18 protein-coding genes and 2 pseudogenes are annotated in these 18491 nt (G+C 44.8%); 7 read left to right on the forward strand and 13 right to left on the reverse strand.

Going from position 1 to position 18491, the window contains the following annotated elements:
- Positions 1-451: 451 nt before the first annotated feature.
- Complete coding sequence (locus tag C5470_RS20135; protein WP_166291495.1) at positions 452-835, reverse strand: hypothetical protein; 384 nt, start codon at positions 833-835, stop codon at positions 452-454.
- 349 nt (positions 836-1184) lie between these two features.
- On the opposite strand from C5470_RS20135, the gene C5470_RS20140 reads away from it, so the two are divergent.
- Positions 1185-2279: a hypothetical protein gene (locus C5470_RS20140; RefSeq protein ID WP_166291497.1), complete on the forward strand. Its 1095-nt coding sequence runs from the start codon at positions 1185-1187 to the stop codon at positions 2277-2279.
- Between the two features lie 145 nt (positions 2280-2424).
- Positions 2425-3634: pseudogene (locus C5470_RS20145) on the forward strand (IS256 family transposase).
- A gap of 108 nt (positions 3635-3742) precedes the next feature.
- On the opposite strand, the gene C5470_RS20150 reads toward C5470_RS20145, so the two are convergent.
- The 11 genes from C5470_RS20150 to C5470_RS20190 form a co-directional block, all read right to left on the reverse strand.
- Positions 3743-4543, reverse strand: a complete 801-nt coding sequence (locus C5470_RS20150; protein WP_242688178.1) for a group II intron maturase-specific domain-containing protein — start codon at positions 4541-4543, stop codon at positions 3743-3745.
- Positions 4450-5142 (reverse strand): prepilin peptidase, encoded by a 693-nt coding sequence (locus C5470_RS23025; RefSeq protein ID WP_242688171.1) that lies wholly within the window; start codon positions 5140-5142, stop codon positions 4450-4452. The genes C5470_RS20150 and C5470_RS23025 overlap by 94 nt, the downstream gene beginning before the upstream one ends.
- Positions 5143-5745: a type 4 pilus major pilin gene (locus tag C5470_RS20155; RefSeq protein WP_166291501.1), complete on the reverse strand. Its 603-nt coding sequence runs from the start codon at positions 5743-5745 to the stop codon at positions 5143-5145. It abuts the gene before it with no gap.
- A 69-nt stretch (positions 5746-5814) separates the two neighbouring features.
- Positions 5815-5952, reverse strand: coding sequence for a hypothetical protein (locus tag C5470_RS23865; RefSeq protein ID WP_422631094.1), 138 nt, complete (start codon positions 5950-5952; stop codon positions 5815-5817).
- On the reverse strand, positions 5953-6900 hold the full coding sequence (locus tag C5470_RS20160; protein WP_422631095.1) for a type II secretion system F family protein: 948 nt from the start codon (positions 6898-6900) through the stop codon (positions 5953-5955).
- A complete protein-coding gene (locus C5470_RS20165; RefSeq protein ID WP_242688172.1) occupies positions 6893-8038 on the reverse strand; it encodes a GspE/PulE family protein in 1146 nt (381 codons plus the stop codon). Before C5470_RS20165 ends, C5470_RS20160 begins: the two co-directional genes overlap by 8 nt.
- Positions 8039-8051: 13 nt before the next feature.
- Positions 8052-9824, reverse strand: coding sequence for a type IV pilus biogenesis protein PilP (pilP, locus tag C5470_RS20170; protein ID WP_166291503.1), 1773 nt, complete (start codon positions 9822-9824; stop codon positions 8052-8054).
- A gap of 23 nt (positions 9825-9847) precedes the next feature.
- Positions 9848-11548, reverse strand: a complete 1701-nt coding sequence (pilN, locus tag C5470_RS20175; RefSeq protein ID WP_207627054.1) for a PilN family type IVB pilus formation outer membrane protein — start codon at positions 11546-11548, stop codon at positions 9848-9850.
- An 18-nt stretch (positions 11549-11566) separates the two neighbouring features.
- Positions 11567-12001 (reverse strand): type IV pilus biogenesis protein PilM, encoded by a 435-nt coding sequence (gene pilM, locus C5470_RS20180; protein WP_166291505.1) that lies wholly within the window; start codon positions 11999-12001, stop codon positions 11567-11569.
- Between the two features lie 6 nt (positions 12002-12007).
- A complete protein-coding gene (gene pilL2, locus C5470_RS20185; RefSeq protein WP_242688174.1) occupies positions 12008-13027 on the reverse strand; it encodes a PFGI-1 class ICE element type IV pilus protein PilL2 in 1020 nt (339 codons plus the stop codon).
- 147 nt (positions 13028-13174) lie between these two features.
- Positions 13175-13384, reverse strand: coding sequence for an Abi family protein (locus tag C5470_RS20190; protein ID WP_166291507.1), 210 nt, complete (start codon positions 13382-13384; stop codon positions 13175-13177).
- A gap of 655 nt (positions 13385-14039) precedes the next feature.
- On the opposite strand from C5470_RS20190, the gene C5470_RS23455 reads away from it, so the two are divergent.
- The 5 genes and pseudogenes from C5470_RS23455 to C5470_RS20215 form a co-directional block, all read left to right on the forward strand.
- Positions 14040-14228 carry an addiction module antidote protein gene (locus tag C5470_RS23455; RefSeq protein ID WP_339917058.1) on the forward strand — a complete coding sequence of 63 codons (189 nt, stop codon included), beginning with the start codon at positions 14040-14042 and terminating at the stop codon, positions 14226-14228.
- 1193 nt (positions 14229-15421) lie between these two features.
- On the forward strand, positions 15422-15805 hold the full coding sequence (locus C5470_RS20200) for a hypothetical protein (RefSeq protein WP_166291509.1): 384 nt from the start codon (positions 15422-15424) through the stop codon (positions 15803-15805).
- Between the two features lie 86 nt (positions 15806-15891).
- The gene (locus C5470_RS20205) at positions 15892-16320 is read left to right on the forward strand and encodes a hypothetical protein (RefSeq protein ID WP_166291511.1); all 429 of its coding nucleotides are present in this window, start codon (positions 15892-15894) and stop codon (positions 16318-16320) included.
- Between the two features lie 12 nt (positions 16321-16332).
- Complete coding sequence (locus tag C5470_RS20210; RefSeq protein WP_242688176.1) at positions 16333-16908, forward strand: nucleotidyl transferase AbiEii/AbiGii toxin family protein; 576 nt, start codon at positions 16333-16335, stop codon at positions 16906-16908.
- Positions 16901-17725: pseudogene (locus C5470_RS20215) on the forward strand (IS4 family transposase); the annotation flags it as partial. The gene C5470_RS20210 and the pseudogene C5470_RS20215, both read left to right, overlap by 8 nt.
- A gap of 87 nt (positions 17726-17812) precedes the next feature.
- On the opposite strand, the gene tnpA reads toward C5470_RS20215, so the two are convergent.
- A complete protein-coding gene (gene tnpA, locus C5470_RS20220; protein ID WP_166291512.1) occupies positions 17813-18250 on the reverse strand; it encodes an IS200/IS605 family transposase in 438 nt (145 codons plus the stop codon).
- Positions 18251-18491 lie beyond the last annotated feature (241 nt).

The following is an 18491-nucleotide window of genomic DNA, read 5'->3' on the forward strand; positions in this document are numbered from 1 at the left end:
ATCATTTTGAACCAAACCCGGATGATAACTTCAGGATGGACAATTGACGCATCGTTCAGCCGATGCGTATCCGGACTTTCAGTCCGTTAATCACTAACCCACCGACTTTAGTCGGTGGTTGTTGAGTTCTTAAAACGATTATTTAATTGAGGGACACAACCTAGGTGACCATAGATTTTATGCTCTCTAAATGGCGGTTGGTGACACGACTGTTGGGTCTACCTCCAATTGGTTTGATAGAACAATCCACGAGATATTGTTCGGTTTAGACGATCAAGCATTATTATCGATAACTATATGTTATTTTGTTAAACAATCAGCAGGTTATTAAAATTACTATATTTTAATGTGTATTAATTTAATGCCGTTTGGGTTTAACGGCATTACCTAAATTTTCTTTTATAACGTTAATACACAATTTAAATTACAGCCTTCAATAATACTTATACCATTACAAGATCCTAAAACTAATTTTAAATTTTGGTATTGTACTTGAAGTGTCTTCCTTCTCCTCGAACAATAAAACTTTACTCCCTCCCCCTGATGACCTTCCTGCCACATTTTTCGCATTTTTATAGTCAAAAGTATCGCCCCGATTAAATTTAATTTGATCATTATTTGAATAATAATCAAGAAAAAGCAAAATATCTTCTTCATCTTCTGCGCTTATAGCAATAGCCTTATTTCCTTCGTTTTGATTTCCAATCCACGGAGCAGGTATGCTAACAGCAAGCGTGGTTTTCCTATCTATAGCATAATATCTGCCATATTCACCTTCTACGATATGAATTTTTTTACTAGTTTCATTAATAATTCTAATAAAAGTGGTAGACATATAAGAATCTCCTTCTTTCAATTAATGTTATTATCGTCTAAAATTATTAAAATAAATATAGTTAATTTAGCAAGCCTATCTTCAATTTGCATTATAGATAGTGAAGATATTTTCCTTAACCTTATTTAACATTAGTGAATTAATGATAAGAAAAAGAGTATAGTTATGGTAGAGAGTTTATTAATTTTCATATCGACTGATGGTCTTAAGTGACATTATTATTCTCATTATGTCTTTATCACATGATAATTAATTTTTATTGATTGACATACTCTCATTCATGTCATAACTTTTAAATTTGCAATATGAAATTGATAAATAATTTCAAATCAGAAAAAGGATAATATCTATGAATGTTGATGGTGTTGTTAAATATCTTGGTGAACTTCGGAAATTCAAAGCAAGTCGAATATTCTTAGACAAAAAAAACTTTGAAATTAGTTCTAATAGTAGTGATAATAATATTTTAAAATTAGTTTCGATTAGCAAAGATATACCACCTATTGTTGAGCCAAAAGCTTTTGAATTAGATAAACAACTGTCTAATTTATCCAGTTCTATATTAGAGATTTCAGATGCTATAAATAAAGACATAATATTAATGGAGAAAATTATAAATGAATCTGAAGTAAATAAAAAAGACTTGGAAGCGAGCTTATCAAGCCTAACTACTAGTCTCAAGTATAAAAATCAAGTCTTAGATAATTATATGAAGGATGGGGCTAGAATAGCTAGTAAATCACAAGATTTAAATAAAGCCCTAGAAGGATATGCGGGAGATATATCAAAAATTTATCAAGAAATTAAGGCGAAATCAAATGCAAAGCATAGAGATAAAATAAATGAAATTGCATCCCTAGTTATTAAAAGAAACAATGCCGGCTTGAGTTTATTAAGTAAAATTTTAGATGATCCGAAGTCTTTAAATGAAAACATTTTTTCCATCACAGATATTATAGATCATCAGACGCTTGGTTCCAAAAGACTCGCAGAAGAAAACGACGCTTTATCAGTATCAGAAACTGTTATAATTGGTGTCATAACGATTATCGTTACTATAGTTGTGGCAGCATTTTTTTATGGTTTAAATGAATTTACAAACTATAAGAATTATGTAGAGGAGATTGCTCATAAAGAGAAAGCTTTATTGCATGATAATTCTGATTTGCTCATTGCCTATAAAATATCTGGTTCAATCAATGATCTCTTCAAAGCAAGTCAAGCAGTTCATGACGACTACCTAGGGGTGATTAATAGATTATCGTCTGATAACGTGGCAGTTCTCTTATTGGTTGATAGGATAAATAAAATTCTTAAAAGAGGAGATAAGATTAACAATGAAGTTAAAGAATCAGTAAAACAATCTAAGAAAACAGAGGAAGAAAATAGAGCAGTTCTACAGATGCTAGGCCAAATTGTTAAGAGTCAGCAAAAGAAACAATAGTTACAGGTAGATTACGGAGGTTTAAGGAAGCCAGTAGAAGAAAAGTCCTGTCGGTATCCTCCCGGGAGCATTTGAGAGATTGTAATTTAAATTGTGTATTTGCCTACTTTTGATATGTTAAATCTAACAACAAAGTAGGCCTATTATGGACGAGAAAAAACTTAAAGCCCTCGCGGCTGAATTCGCAAAAGGTATCAAAACTGAAGCTGATCTCAATCAGTTCACGAGAATGCTGACGAAATTGACCGTTGAAACCGCACTCAATGCTGAACTCACCGAGCATCTTGGGCATGAGAAAAATACGGCTAAATCCGGCTCCAACACCCGCAATGGCTATTCATCTAAAACGCTATTGACCGATGAGGGGGAATTTGAGCTGAGTACGCCACGGGATCGGGAAGGGACCTTCGAACCGCAGCTCATCAAGAAAAATCAAACACGTATCACTCAGATGGATAGCCAAATTTTATCCCTCTATGCGAAAGGCATGACAACGCGAGAAATCGTCGCGACCTTCAAAGAGATGTATGATGCTGATGTCTTCCCGACGTTAATCTCAACAGTCACCGATGCCGTTAAAGAGCAAGTTCAAGCGTGGCAAAATCGGCCCTTAGAATCACTCTATCCTATTGTTTATCTTGACTGTATCGTTGTCAAAGTGCGTCATGATGGCCATATTACCAATCAGTCTGTTTTTCTCGCGCTAGCGATTAATACGGAAGGTCATAAAGAACTGCTGGGCATGTGGATAGCCGAAAACGAAGGGGCTAAATTTTGGTTAGCGGTGTTAACTGAGCTGAAAAATCGCGGCGTCCAGGACATTCTGATCGCGTGTGTTGATGGTCTGAAAGGCTTTCCAGACGTGATAAATAACCGTGTATCCACAAACACAGATCCAACTCTGCATTATCCACAGGGTACATAACAACCTAAAATACGTTTCATAGAAAGATTATAAAGCGGTGACGACTGGACTTAAAACCATCTATCGCGCAGCAACCGAAGCTTCTGCCTTGATAGCCCTTGAGAAATTTGCTCAAACCTGGGATGACAAATATCCCCAAATCAGTAAAAGCTGGCAGGCCCACTGGGAAAACCTAAATATCTTCTTTGCTTACCCTGAGGAGATTCGCAAAGCCATTTACACAACGAATGCCATAGAATCGTTGAACAGTGTTATTCGCCATGCCATTAAGAAACGTAAAATCTTTTCCACAGAGGACTCAGTTCGGAAAGTGGTTTATTTAGCCATCGAATCCGCGTCTAAAAAATGGAGTATGCCAATCCAAAACTGGAAACAGGCAATGAGTCGTTTTATGATTGAGTTCGGTGATCGCTTAAACGACCACATTTAATTAAAGGGCAAATAGTCGGATAAGAGGGCCCCATCTCTGAGACTCCCTCTCCTCAGAACCGTGCGTGCAGGTTTCCCCGCACACGGCTCAAGTCTCCATAAGGCCAGACTACTCTGACCCGGCAACCCTTTGTTGTGGATAATATTTCTTCATCCGCTCTTTAAAGTAATCAAGGTATTCCACATCATAGGGATTCGCCGCTGAACGGATTTGTCGGTGACGCCGGATTGGCGCTGCCGAAGCCTGTTTTAGGCTAATGACCCTGGGTTCACCGCTTTTCACTCGATAGACGGGGTGAAATACCCAATGTCGTCCCCCTCTGCTGCCATAATACTTTCGGCAGAGCCAGCCCGTTGATTTCCTGCTATGTTTTCGCCTGATCATACTATAAAGCGCCCGAAAAATGACCGCATCAATTTTACTGAAGACGGCTTTTGCCACCACGTGTCGGTAGTAGTTTACCCAACCCGTCAGCTTGCGGTTGAGCATACGTATTAACGCTACGGTAGGCAAAGATATGCCTGCTTTGATCGCTTTTCTGACAACATCAAGGAAGGATTTAATGCTATTTTTCGCCGGTTTAATGAGCAGCTTGTTTCCATATTTGCGAACATTAAACCCCAGAAAGTCAAATCCCTGTGATATTGAGACGATCGCCGTTTTTTCTTCAGATAGTGTTAATCCCCTTTCCAGCAGGAACGCCGTGACTGCCGGCTTGATGTGGTTTTCCAGTTGTTCTTTCGAACTTCCCGTTATAACAAAATCATCGGCGTACCTGATCATGTGAACCTTGTCGGCGGGTCTCGTGATACTTTTCAGCATGGATTCCATACCGTCCAGAACACCGTTTGCCAGACAGGGAGAAATAACCGCTCCAACAACATGACCACACTCCCCAAACTGAGCCAGGGTCCCAGCGGCCCGCCTTTCGAACTTCGATGAGGTAATTGTGCCAAATGCCACAGCACGAAACCGGATAGACCGATCATGCAGCCTATCAGTGCCGGTAACCCTGTCAGCCATGCACACAATGCACCAATCAGCCAGACATCCCCCATTCCCAGTGCTTCACATTGAGAGTGCCAGTTCATCAGCTTGCGCAACACCCCCATCCCAGCAAGCATAAGCACCGTAGCAAAAAGAGTTATGGATACTGACTGCAACGAAATACTGACCAATACACCGGACACCAGACAAGCCAGTGTAAACTGACGAGGAAGCCAGCCACTCAAAACGTCCATAACCGATAATTGCAACAAAAAACTCAACAGCAACAGTGCGGCTATCCGTTCCATCAGCGGAGCAGGTGATAACAACATCAATGTGCCCGACACCATGTATAGACAGATAGCCATTCGTGGTACCGGATGCCCTGAACACATCGACATACCGTATTCGTGCAAAAATTTACTCACAGGACGAAGCAGCACACATCCGATGACAAACAACGTCACCATAACCAGAGGGGTATATTCTGTAGGAAAGCTAACCGCAATCAGTGTCTGCATTTAACCATTAATCGTAAAGACCAGTTTATTGGTACCAGTACGACAGTTGTTCCGTGTACATTCTGTACTGGCGCTTTCCAGTGTCACCTTGCCATCAGCGTGATGAGTATTATTAATGGTGATTTCTGATGCACTCCCTCCCCGGCTCATCCCAGTCGCCAGTGAAACACAGGCAGACTGAGGGACTCTCTCGTAAGTTACCGTGAATCCATTATTAAATCCCCCCGTGCTGCTCGGTCCGACCTTAACCTGACCACCCCAGGTATTCCACAGCGTGGCATTACCGACTGTCGTATCGCCGCGAACCGTCATACTCTTCGGTACGCCACCCAACTGAATCAGGATACCGGTCATCTTGTCTGCATTACTAAATTCATAGCCACCACTGCCTTTCATTAACCCCTGAGTACTGGAGATGATAGTTTGCAGATTCGTTGTTTCCACAACCGCATCCTTGCGGTCATACAACATATAAATTCCCCCCAAAACTACAGTAATCACAGCAATCACAACCAGAGCGACCGCACCATTTTCCAAAATAGCCCAACCCCGTTCAGGGGGACGGACCATTCTGTCTTGTTTTTGTATCATCATGTACTGCATTGATTTATGCCTTATATAAAGGGTTCTTTATGGAGAAAATCGTTAAAATGGAGGCTCAATTTAAGAGCACTACTGCATGATGTTAGCCATGTTCTGTATTTCCATGACGGCCAGCAGGATCAATATAAATGCCCCAACAACCAGCAACAGTGAACATAACATGACCAAATTGGCCCGCCTGTTCACCCGAGCGATTGTTTGGTCCAACTACCGCTCACCATAGCGCCCAATAATGTCCGGAGTACCATCACCTTCCGTCAGTAATGACAGAAAATTAACCGCTTCCTTTGACGGAAAACCATAGCCGCAGTGATGCAATGCCCGGCCAAAGTGATCCCCTTCACGGACACAATCAGCAATAGACTCCAGACGAATCTGTAACCAAGGAGATGCAAAGCGTTGCAGGATAATTAACGCATCCAGTGTCTGAACCTGGGCACGCAAAAGGGAAGCCATGTTCAGTAAAAAAATGGCGCCCTGAATATCGCTATAGACCGACCAGGGGATAAGATGATCTGCTATGCGACGCAGACGATTGATCCACCGCGGCAACGAATACACCACGCCCACAATAAAAAAGAGTAGTAAGACACCACACCACAGGAAAGCCTTCTCAAAGAATGTCGCCATCCCGTTCAGCCATGCCAGCACACCCTGCCAGTTTTCCGGATCTGAAATACTTCTTAGCGTTGGTACCAATTCTGTTGCTGTGATCACCAGTAATCCCGTCATCAGTAGCACTAACAGCAAGGGATAAATCATCATTCTGAGCGACACTATCAGAATACGCTGACGGCAATCTATCAGTGTCATGGCCTGACTCAACGCTTCAGGCAAATGACCGCTGCGCATACCGGCACTAATTAACGCCGCCTCTTCTACCGGCCCCCAAGCAGCCAGCACATGTTCCAAGGTATTAGTTTGACTGTTATCAGTGAGCGCCGAGACGCAATCGTCAATGAGTTCAGCAAACGGATGCCAATGGGTATCGAAATGGGTATACACATCACGTATCTGCCGCAACGCTTTCAATAACGGTATCTTGTTTTCCAGTAGAAAACGCAACGCCTCATAGAAAATGATGCGATAACTCGGTAAGAAAGTGTGGCGAACTAACACATAGCGCAGACGGCTGACCCATGACATTTCACGCATCACACTGCTCCATCAGCAAATAATCATCCTCATCCAACGGACAAACTAAGTCTGCCTCCAATGGGTCAATCAGCCCTGCATTCACCCCCATCGTTATCATGCGCTCAGGAATACCGACTGCACTATTGGTATGCAGAGTCGTCATGACACTATGCCCAGTTTGTGCAGCATAAATGGCCGTTAGCATGGAGGTCAGGTCACGCATTTCGCCTGGCATAACAGCATCAGGATCCAGACGCAACGCAGAGGTGAGCGCTCGGTGCCAGGCAAGCCTGACCGCTTCTTCATCACTTTTGTCACACACAATTGGAGTCTGAATGGCACCAGCAATCCGCCCCTCAGGTGGATCTTCAACAGTCAATAACCGCTTCTTGCCCCCTGTCCTGTCAAGATACAGACGACAGAAAGTACGTAACGTGGTGGACTTCCCGGAGCCGGTAGGTCCCGATAACACAATCATGCCCTCCGGCAGTCGCAAGATACGAGAAATCAGTTTGATTTGCTGAGGCAAAAAACCTAATTGTGTCAGTGTGGGCACACTATCACCATCATCAGCAATCACACGCATCACAACATACAACCCATCTGCTGTTGGCGTATGGCTGTACCGGGCACCATACAAATGTACCCGACGTAGAAAATCCGCTTTTATCCTCCCGTCCTGCTGCCGGCCGGGGAAAAATTGCGTTTCAGTGACATCACACATCGACAGGATGATCGTAGATGCCAGCGCCATTCCCTCCTCTTCCGACAGTTCATTGACGACTTCCAGCTCACCGTGAATACGCATTTCAATTCGGGTCAATCCCGGACTGATAGTCAGGTGAATATCTGACGCATTCAGCTTTTTTGCCAGTTCAAAGCAGGTCAGTACCTGCTTCTGGCGTTCACTCACATCAGTTAAGTCCGACAGACAAACGCCCTGTTCATTCGTCCGCTGATGCTGTTTCTGGCGGTTCGCCTGCAATTCTGACAAATTGACAAAGCGAATTTCTGCCTCTGGTGTGGCTTCAAGTAATTGCATGACCCGAGTCTGGACCTGCGGATCGCCCCGACGATTGTTGTCAATTAATACCGTAACCTGTTGTCCTTCACATAACAGCAACACGGCATCATTAACCTGGAGACTTTCTTTCATTCCCTTTCTTCTCTCAGAACGTGAGTACCGAATCATCACTTAGCGTGACCGCAGAAAGCGTGATCACCTTAACGTTGAACTGAGTGCCAGGCACTGCGTCACCGACAGCTAATTCCATCACACCGTGGCCCAGCAGACTTACGCTAGCCCGCAATGCATTTCCCCGACCATAAATCTCCTGAACCACCGGACGGGTCACAGGGTGTCCCGCCGTTATCACAGGTGATGCGGTCGCCGGCAGATCAATATCATTACTGCCCGTCAACCCCAAATGCTGACTTTCTGCCAGTTGGCGTTGTAACTTTGCCCGCTGCAATTCAGCTTCCAGCAGCAGATTTTTCGCTTGTAAATGCTCTAACTGTCCCACAGTCACACCCGCAGATGCCGCTGTAATCCCTATTACCGAAAGAGCGCTATCCTCTGTTGCCCATACGGGTGAACTGATAAAAATTAGCCCACTTAACACACTGATACACAAAGCAGTATTATTTCCGGGCATAAATGATCCCTCTGTCTGATAGGTTAACTGTCCCTGTGAGGTCAGGGTAAACGTGAGGCTGTTCAGTCGCAGCCCTGTCTCATCCAGTTCAGCAAATAGCCATGCTGGCATCACCCGACTACTGAAGCTGAAAAGGTATTCTCGCCAATCCTGGGAAGGGATAGATTGCCCGTCTCCCGGTAATGCCGATGCTGGAGTGAGTTCATTTAACGTCAGGGGGATCTGCCATTGCTGGAAATTCGAAACCATCTTCATCAACTGTACTGAAACCGCAGGCACCGCTTCATCGTGAACCGGCAAAGGTTTCCACGGTAAAAATACCCGGCCTTCTTTTGCACCCTGAACCAGATCAAAAACCGGCGACTGATTAAATACAGTCTGTACACGCTGAACAAAATGAGCCGCTGTACCGCCAGGCATAATCTCATAGTGAAGACGAACGCCATCTTTTCGGCATGAACCTGCCGTCAAGCGCCAACCCGCTAATAACACTGGGATCGTCCGACTGATCATGACACAACGTGCCAAAAATGCGGGCAGCAACGGCTTATCGGCCCACGGATGAGGTAAATCAACAGGTTTTGGCGTTTCTTCAAACAATTGTGATGCCCTGACCTGCACAATTTCAGTCATCGGTAATATCTCATCGGGAGATTTTCCTAACGGTAATAACACCCCTACGACTATCAACAGAGAGATGAATACGGCCATCAACAATAATGGTGACCTCCACCGCCGTTGCAGGCGACACATCCGATACTGATGAGCAGACAAAGCAGAAGTTATTGAGCGCCAGTGCGCCGGATTATCAGGGTCAGATACTACCCGCCAGCTTTTATTAGGAGCCGGGTTAAAAGTTAAAAAACGGGACAGTGCTGCATTGACACTCTCGCGGGTTCCGACAATATCTGCCATTACGGACGGCAAACCATTCTGCGTCGCCAAAAATAACCATTGCCCCTCGCCCAAATCGTAAATCCCGTACCCGTTTGGGCCGGAATGCGATAAAAAGGCGATGGCTAAAGAATACTGTGTATGACGGCAATACAATTTCCTGATCATTCCCGTTCCCATCATACGTGTAGTCTGCTGACGTCTCCCTGCTCGATTTCCCACGACCAGATGTACATCAGTGTATTGAGGACGAACACGTTGCCCTCTACGGTGTCCCCGTTTCACCTTCATGTACGGCGACCAACGCAGACCACTGATCCAACAATGGCGTCCGGCCTGTACAACCGTGACTTCGGGTGTATCACCGGATATTTCTAAATCGATGCTTTTCATTGATTCATGCATCCTTTCATTCCTCAATCCAGTAATACGGGGGTGATCAAAATCACCAACGTACTGCGCTTATTCTCTCCGGACTGTCCTCCCCCAAGCAGGAAATTACCCGGTGTAAAGGTGCCCGCCTTAGTGGCCCGAGTATCAGCCTGTTCAAATCCGGTGAGTACCAGAGCCTGTCCAGCCCGTAGATTCACTTTCTGGCTCAGTGAACGTAGCCGGGTATACGGCATTTCGATATAAGAATTGCCTTCTTTAGATGTGAATGAACGGATAGTCGGCGGATCAGACAGGTTAAAAGCCACTTGTAACTGAACATCACCATTGCGCTGTATCAACGGCAATAAGGTCATATTAAACCCGGTAGTAATCATCCCGGGCGTCAGAGCTGTGGTCGCGCCCACATCTGTAGCCGTCGTTGTACTGCTTCGAGCCACATACACCGTCTGATCAGCCATCTGTATCGGAATTGGGGTCAAATTAGTGGTCGCACTTCCTTGAGAGGTCACCACACTAACATTACCTTGCTCGCTCAACGCCTTTATCAGCAGGCTGGAACCCGAGAGTTTTGCCGCCTTCCCTGTTGCACTTTCCAAAATACTGACCCCCGCAGACGTTGCCCCACTGCCCATACCACCGAAACTGCCAGACAGCGTAGCCCCCAGACTATTCAATGAGTTATAAACCAATCCCCAGTCCAGTCCCATTTGCTCTTTACGGGTAGTGCTGACACTCAGCACCTGAACATTCAACAAAACCTGACGGTTGAGAACAGTATTTTGCTCTTCCACATAACGGGATACCGAATCGAGCACCGCCGGTGTGTCTGTTACCATCAGTGTTCCACTGGAGCTTGACAACCAAAAACGACCACTCTCAGGCGTCAGCATATTCTCTACCGTCTTACGGATGTCTTCATATAAATCACTGTTCAGATCAACCGTCGTTTTCTGTGAAGAACTGGCATCCCCAGAAACAGAATTGTTGGCATTACCACTGCCCCCTGATGTCCCCATACTGCTGGTTGAACCTGAGGCAACACTGGCATTACTACTGGTACGGGTGTTGAGAACATTCAACTGAAATGTCCGGGTTTCAAACCGATAAAACACGACTGCCCTGTTATCTATCTTCCATGCAATCCCTAACCGGCTGGCAATATTGTCTAAAAGCCCCGTTAGCTCCCCTTGCCAATTGAGCCCCGTGAGTCCTTCTGGCTCTCGACGCTCATCAGCATGAATTGAATGTATATTTCGATCATCCAGCCAATCCAATGGCATACGTCCCTTATCATCAGGTGCCGGTAATGCCCCATGCATCTGGCGTGTCAACCCACCCGCAGTCGTTGATACGCGTGATAAAGCATCGGGTGTTACTGTGACCCGAATACCACAAAGTTGGGTAATGCGTTGTCCCAGTTCCGGTAATGTCAGCCTGGCCTTACTGTTAATCGTTATCTGACAGGTCGGCAACTTTACCGATGCGACAGGCTGAACTACCGGTTTCAGATTCACCCAGGGTTTATCTACCCAGGTTACTACTGGCTGTTTCAGGCTATGCTGTTGATGCAAATGCTGTTGTGCTACCCGACTTTGCATACTGGCCTCACGCGCCATATTATCCACTGCCCGCAAGGTGCAACCGGACATCAGCGCCATTCCTGTTACCGCCGCCAGTGGAACAAGGCAAGTACAAAGCCTGAGTGAATACAGTTTATTTTTCATCAAATCCTGTCCGCTTTTTCAGTTGAAATACACCACATCACCCTCGCTAATCCCGTCAGGAAGAGTGAGCCCTGTCTCTTGACCAGATAAGCCATACAACCGTCCCTGCCGGACTTCACCAATCAACATTGACCCCTTAGTGCGTTCGCGCAGAGCGGTGACAAGACCAGGTATTTCCGGCATCCACACCCAGAGCCGATCTTGGCTGATAACATGCCGGATACGGGCATCAGGCTGAAAAGGCAGAATGAGCTTACGCAGATCCACCGTGCCATTTTTAGATGGGCCGCCACGCCAGTGATTAATGGCACTGGCTAATAGCAACATTTGGTCTGCCAGTATTCGAGCCCTTGCGTTGTCACCATCGACGTGCAGTTGTTCTGCCTGTCGCAGCTGTATACCCCCTGCAATCAACAGAAAAACCAAAGCAAACGCACTAATGACGTACCCCATTACGGTTTACCGTGTTACGGGTTTATCACTGACTGAAATCAGGCACTGAAAGCAGCTGACTTCGGCAAACAACGGCTTCTCAGCCTGGCGGTAAAGATCAAACACTTGTACCAACAAGGACTCAAAGTTGCCTTTGAACGTCAGCGGTGCATCAATGCGGTAATCCGTCGGTGACGACCACACCACTACCCAGTGTCCCCCTACCGGACAATCAGTCGCATTGGCCCACCGCTCCAAAGTTCCACGCAAAGTGGTCCCTGTTTCCGCACGCCAGATGTTTCCTACCGATACCGTTGTCACTGGTGTACTACCACTGAGTAGGGATTTAACGGGCTGAGTGGGTAATACAGAAGAAATGGCGGTAGGTTTTCCTCCTGTCACAGGAATTTTAGGGGTATCAGTTTTTGGTCTTTCAGCTATCGGTGGCTTCACCGGTAACGGAGTGGCTAATGTGCTGTTGGACAATGTAGGTGCCGGCACCCGCATTTTTGGCGGTGTCACCCGGCCAACAGTTGTCTCGGAAAATTGACGATATTCATCACGTAAAACAAAACACACTTCACGGTTCACCTCATCTACCCGGATACGCCATGCAGACCCGGCAACAATCTGTAACGCTTCACTGAGCCGTATCGGCCCAATTTTGCGTTGAATAGCAGGTAATGGCCGGCCTATCAATTTAACGAAATTGGCTGCGGTGGTATCACACAGCGAATAACCGGTTCCAAATAGCAGATAGCGCAATCCATCACCGATACGTTGTACCAACGGTACTGGCATGGTGATATTGATGATTTGATTTAGCGGTTCACGTTGTGCAGCCTGGCTGCCTACACTCACTAAGGTATAACGATCATAACGTGTAACTTCCGGTATCAGAGGATAGATATCGGATACGGCAGGACGTGCCTGATGAGAATGGTGAAAACTTACACCTGACGCGGTAGTCTCCTGAGCTTGTCCGGTACACCCAACCAGCACCATGACGGACAACCAACTAAGTGAGAAAAAAACAGAGTTTTTCATGAGCATTCCCATACAGGTGATCCTAAATGCGGCTTACTGTGCGGGGATCCGGGACTGTGCTCAATGCAGAACTCTTTTTACAAAATCAGAAAAAACGCACCAATCGAAGTCAGTGCGTCAGATGAGTCAATTTGTCAGAGTGAAAAGTTAATGCCAGAACGGATCTGCCCGCCAGTTATGAGCAAACCCAAAGCTACATAGATAAGGCTGAATCGCCGGATATCGCTGTATCAGATCATCAATCGTGTCAAAAAAATTCAGGCTGGTAATACCGAGTATTTTTATCATCTGATTCATGACTACCAGAACATTATAAAGGCGATTCGTCTGTAGCGGCGCAACGGTAAGAAGATGCATACGTCCCGTTGAAATATTTAGCTTTATAAATTACTGTGCGCGGCAAGTGTGTGATCGAGACGGCTGCGTAATTTAACTTCCAGTCCGACGATGACCTTAAAAAGGTAAGCTCAGAGCTCTTCATCAAACCTGTAAATCTGAACGCCATGCTCAAAGAACGCTGTCGGACGGTAATGCTTGCCATCGGGGCTAGCCGGATCGAGGAACAGATGCAGGTAAATTTTGAAGTGGTGATAGCTTATCTGGCTAAGAATTTGTTCTGCATCGGCAGTATTTTGAAATTGAAGATGCTTAGCCTGTAAATCGGCAACAAGATCCCCCCAGTGAGCGATACGGCTTTGGATAGAAGGAATAAGGCATGATTAGCAGTCATCCCTGAAGGGGGAAAAAGAGGCCAAAAAAAGCCCACTAACATCCCCTAAGGGAACATTGCGAGCGTTGTTAAACCTAATACTACGCCTGACGTAGATTTTGTCAACGCATTTTGACACTTTTGTCAGATTCGCATAGGGTTATTCTCGGTATCTGTGAGTAACCAGGCTTTTGAATTGCCCTAGAATATTAAACTGCAACATAGTGTGGTGAAGACAAAGGCAACCAATCCCACGCTATTGAATTGGCAAAAACCATTGCCACGCAATGGAAGGAGTAACCGATGAAAAGCCAAGAAGTAAAATTCAGCCACTACGATACTGCCGATTATCTCCAAACAGAAGAAGATATTGCGGCGTATCTGGAAGCCGTGATAGAAGATGGTGATCCTTCCCTTATTGCAGCTGCTTTGAGTGACATAGTACGAGCCCGTAACATCAGCCAACTAGCAAGAAATGTTGGAATGAACTGAGAAGGGCTTTACAAGGCCCTTTCTGGCAAGGGAAACCCTACATTCACAATAATCACAAAGGTTGCTAACGCCTTGGGGCTACGTTTTATTATGCAACCCATTAGAACACCGGCAACGCACACTCAATAGGATCAAACCTTGTTTTTCTCCAATATATTGGACTAATTTTCGATCGAAGTAGAATAGGTGGAAAAAACGGACATAAAGCCTGTTTCTATCTACACAAATTCCCTGTTGCAAAATAGGGAATCTTTTTGAACTTATCGTAATAACAACAATCAATCCCTTAAGACAAGAACATAGAGTAAGCCTCTGGTTTGAAGTCACCTCCCCAGCGGTTTCTCATCAAACCGTGCTTCCGATTACTCTACACACAGCCTTGCTGTGTGGTTAAGATTTACGGTTTATTCAGGTTCACTTTCGTTACAGTTTACCCGCCCTGACAATCTGTGGTAAGAGGGAACTTGTTCGGCATTATTTCCATGCTTCAATCACCATCTACACATATGACATAGCTACATCGTTAAACTAACCAACTACGGCGACAGGACTCTTACCTGCAAGATATCAAACAGTTTTTCAGTCCATTCAGAACGGCTATGAATACTAATGGATATCTACAATCAAAAAACACCAATACTTTCATTAGGTTAATGAAAGATCTTGAAACGTAAATTATTTTGCCAATTTAAAGTGAATTTTCTACACAAAACTTATAAATTCTGGTTGATGGTCAGTAACCAACAATAGTGAATAAACTGCCCCCCAACATCATGATAATAGATGACACCATTCCCTGAAAATTATTCTAATGCGAGCAAATTGGCCCCTTCCCCAAATTTAGTACCAAGCTCAATCAGAGAGCTTCGTCTTTCTGGTAAAGTTGGATAAATTCTGCCGGTGTAATGATTTTTTAATGGTCATTTTTTCCTGCCGAGAAAGTAATATCAAAACCATTTCAGCTCTTGGTTGTTGCAAGAGCGCTATAGTAACCACAATAAACCACTTTAGTTGACTGACAACGCTACAACTCCTAACAGCCATTGCAATAATAACATGTTGTCAATCTGTTTTTTTGTTTCCCTTTAATTCATGCAGTTACAGTCTCATTTCGAAGTCTTAAAACTTGACATTAAACATACGTCAATGTATAAGTCCTAAGGACTTATACATTGAAAGGTATCATATTAAATATGAAGAAAACAACCTCACTGCGAGATGCACTAAGGCTCATAATTCTTAACTATCATCCTAAACCGATAATTGCTCTTCATGAACTCAATATGTATATCTATATGCTCTACCGTGACAGGATGTTTGATGGTATCCGCATTGGCAAAATCCAGGCAACTGAACCGGACAAACGAATCATGGATGATGCTCTGGAAGACATGGTTAATCAGGGAATTCTGTCACCCATTATTCCTAGTTTTATCTGGCAAATCAGTAACAAAAACCAAGCGAGTGCTCAGCAGATTGCCTGCTGTCTCACACCTTACTCCCATCTTGCCTACCTGTCCGCAATGGAATGGCATGGCATGGCATCACCGATCGTATTCCACATGTTGTGCACCTGATCCAAGCACCTCTTAATACTGCCCGGAGCCTTTATCAGGAACATTTACTGAAGGATTTCCCCGCTATAAGCAACATGCAACCTCTGATGATACGCGGGTTCACTCCATACGAAAAAATCGATGGCAAGGAGCTGATTTTCCATACCCATAGAAACTACAGAAAAAAGCAGGAACTCCATGACTCCGGTGGGATTCGGGTAAGTAACATAGGTGAAACCTTTCTGGATATGCTCAGGGAGCCGGATCTGTGTGGCGGTTTCTCGCATGTACAGGATGTGTTCCGTGAATATGCTGGTGAATACCTGCCTGTAATAGTCAAAACAGTTGATAAAAATGGAAAAGGTATAGATAAAGCCAGGGTAGGTTACCTTCTGGAAGAAGTCTGTGGACTAACCCACCGCACGATTGAAACATGGAAGAAGACTGTTCAGCGTGGAGGAAGCCGTAAATTAATAGCATCAAACCCTTACAAAAAGACATACTCCGAAGTATGGTGTATATCCATCAACAACTGATAAATACTCTATATGGAATACTCTATAGAAGACTGGATCGCCGATGCACCACAGGACCGCATCACCTTCCGCCAGGCCGTACATATAGTTCTACAGGCCATTGCCTCCAATGAATACCTGAAACCAAAAATGATAATGAAAGGCGGGATCCTGCTTGGCCTGAGATATCAGAGTTCAAGATTTACTGAAGATATTGATTTCTCAACGAATATGCGACTTGCCGATATAGATCAGCAGACTTTCCATGAAGAGCTCGACGATGCCCTAGCCATTTCTTCCGCAGAATTGCCTTATCAAGTGACCTGTGCCGTTCAAAGTCTTTCCATTCAGCCAAGGAATACCGAAGAGGCAACCTTTCCGTCCTTCAGACTGAAAATAGGATATGCCAGGAACAACAATGACGGTGAAATGAGACGTCTGCGACAGGGACAATTTCCCCATACCGTCGAGATTGATTACAGTCTGAATGAACACAGCCTGAATGTTGATCACATCACCCTAACAGATGACAACGATATTCAAGCTTACAGCTTCACGGATCTTGTGGCCGGGAAAATTCGTTCAGTGATCCAGCAGAGATATGAATAAGGTCATTTCAGTTTGTGATCGCGAGGCAGACATTATTGACTATCTGACCTATAAAATCACGCATCAGCAGCGTTTTATTGTGCGTTCAATGCAAAGCCGTTGCATTGAACAAAGCTCAGATAAACTTTATCTGTTCAGTGAATCTTTGCAGCCCGCAGATAAAAGAACCGTTCAGGTTAAACAACGAGGTGGGCGTAAGGCGCGTGAAGCTCTCTGCGACGTCCGTTACGCCCCTGTCACGCTCAAAATGCCGGCCAATAAACGAGGGGAGCCGATACCGCTGTATTATGTGAGTTGTCAGGAAACGAATAACGACAAGGAGCTGAGCTGGCACATTCTGACATCGGAGCCGGTAAAAGGTAAAGAAGATGCCCACCGTATTCTGGACTACTATGAAAAACGCTGGCTCATTGAAGAGTTTCACAAGGCATGGAAAAGTGGCGGGACACAGATAGAAGCGCTGCGGATGCAACGTAAAGAAAATCTGGAAAAAATGGTGGTGCTCCTGGCGTTTATCGCCGTGCGTGTTCATCAGTTGCGCTATGTGGGTCTCAATAGATCAGAGGCGGAAAAACAGAGTTGTGAAACGCTATTAAGCCCGCTAGCGTGGAAATTATTGTGGGTAAAGCAAGAAAAGAAAAAGGTCCCTAAGACAGCGCCAAGTGTTTACTGGGCCTATATTAATTTGGGAAAACTAGCGGGTTGGTATGACTCAAAACGAAATGGCCGAGTGGGATGGGAAAGGCTGTGGCAAGGATGGTTCATGTTACAAACCATCCTTGAAGGTTATTTACTGTCCAAGTCTCTTGATCTATGAAATATGATCAAGAGACAGCTTCATAGAAGGGGGCATTGATTTCGCCCCAAAGGGGCGCTATTAGTTCAGACTCTGAGAGCCTTTACTTCACATCCCTTTCAGCGATAATTGATTGTCCTCATGTTCGTGCTTCTCTTGGTACTTCACATACTTCCTTATCATTTCTTCATTTATACCTACGGTATCTACACCGTAGCCTCTTGCCCAAAAATGATTTCCCCACAACTTTTTCTTTCTCAAATAGGGAAATTTATTAAATAGACGAATAGCTGTTCGGCCTTTTAGATGACCAGGCACTTGAGATACTGATAATTTTGGCCGAATTTTTACTAAAAGATGCACATGATCTATTTGAACATTCAATTCCACAATTTCTATTCCGAGCTGCTCACTGGAAATCCTTATCTGCTTATAGACTTCCTTTCCTACATTATTTTTCAGGATCCTAAATCGGTATTTGGGCGTCCATACGATATGGTATTGACAACACCAAAGCACATGCGATGCTTTCTTGAATCTACTCATGGTTAAATCCTTCTCTGTTATGGGGATAACGGATTCGGATTTTCCCATGAGTAGCATTATTGGCAGAGCCAACCTGTTGCTAACCACCTCCGCAGGAGGTGGTTTTCAGTTAAGAATAAAAACGGGCGTTATCCCCTGACGGGAAATAACGCCCGTCAGGGTGAAAACGACCGCCGGCATCCCGGCAATCAGGGGTAAAATTGTGTGATAATTTGTGTGGCTGTCAGCGTCACCTTCAGAT

This window comes from Photorhabdus stackebrandtii (genome assembly GCF_011189495.1).
GTDB lineage: Bacteria > Pseudomonadota > Gammaproteobacteria > Enterobacterales > Enterobacteriaceae > Photorhabdus > Photorhabdus khanii.

Coding starts and splice junctions, on each gene's coding strand:
- C5470_RS20165 (WP_242688172.1), bottom strand. CDS start 8,038: ATGAAAGAAAGTCTCCAGGTTAATGATGCCGTGTTGCTGTTATGTGAA.
- C5470_RS20200 (WP_166291509.1), top strand. CDS start 15,422: ATGAAGAAAACAACCTCACTGCGAGATGCACTAAGGCTCATAATTCTT.
- tnpA (WP_166291512.1), bottom strand. CDS start 18,250: ATGAGTAGATTCAAGAAAGCATCGCATGTGCTTTGGTGTTGTCAATAC.
- C5470_RS23025 (WP_242688171.1), bottom strand. CDS start 5,142: ATGCAGACACTGATTGCGGTTAGCTTTCCTACAGAATATACCCCTCTG.
- pilM (WP_166291505.1), bottom strand. CDS start 12,001: ATGGGGTACGTCATTAGTGCGTTTGCTTTGGTTTTTCTGTTGATTGCA.
- C5470_RS20135 (WP_166291495.1), bottom strand. CDS start 835: ATGTCTACCACTTTTATTAGAATTATTAATGAAACTAGTAAAAAAATT.
- C5470_RS20190 (WP_166291507.1), bottom strand. CDS start 13,384: ATGCATCTTCTTACCGTTGCGCCGCTACAGACGAATCGCCTTTATAAT.
- C5470_RS20210 (WP_242688176.1), top strand. CDS start 16,333: ATGGAATACTCTATAGAAGACTGGATCGCCGATGCACCACAGGACCGC.
- pilL2 (WP_242688174.1), bottom strand. CDS start 13,027: ATGAAAAACTCTGTTTTTTTCTCACTTAGTTGGTTGTCCGTCATGGTG.
- pilP (WP_166291503.1), bottom strand. CDS start 9,824: ATGAAAAGCATCGATTTAGAAATATCCGGTGATACACCCGAAGTCACG.
- C5470_RS20205 (WP_166291511.1), top strand. CDS start 15,892: ATGATACGCGGGTTCACTCCATACGAAAAAATCGATGGCAAGGAGCTG.
- C5470_RS20155 (WP_166291501.1), bottom strand. CDS start 5,745: ATGCAGTACATGATGATACAAAAACAAGACAGAATGGTCCGTCCCCCT.
- pilN (WP_207627054.1), bottom strand. CDS start 11,548: ATGAAAAATAAACTGTATTCACTCAGGCTTTGTACTTGCCTTGTTCCA.
- C5470_RS20140 (WP_166291497.1), top strand. CDS start 1,185: ATGAATGTTGATGGTGTTGTTAAATATCTTGGTGAACTTCGGAAATTC.
- C5470_RS20160 (WP_422631095.1), bottom strand. CDS start 6,900: ATGCGTGAAATGTCATGGGTCAGCCGTCTGCGCTATGTGTTAGTTCGC.
- C5470_RS23455 (WP_339917058.1), top strand. CDS start 14,040: ATGAAAAGCCAAGAAGTAAAATTCAGCCACTACGATACTGCCGATTAT.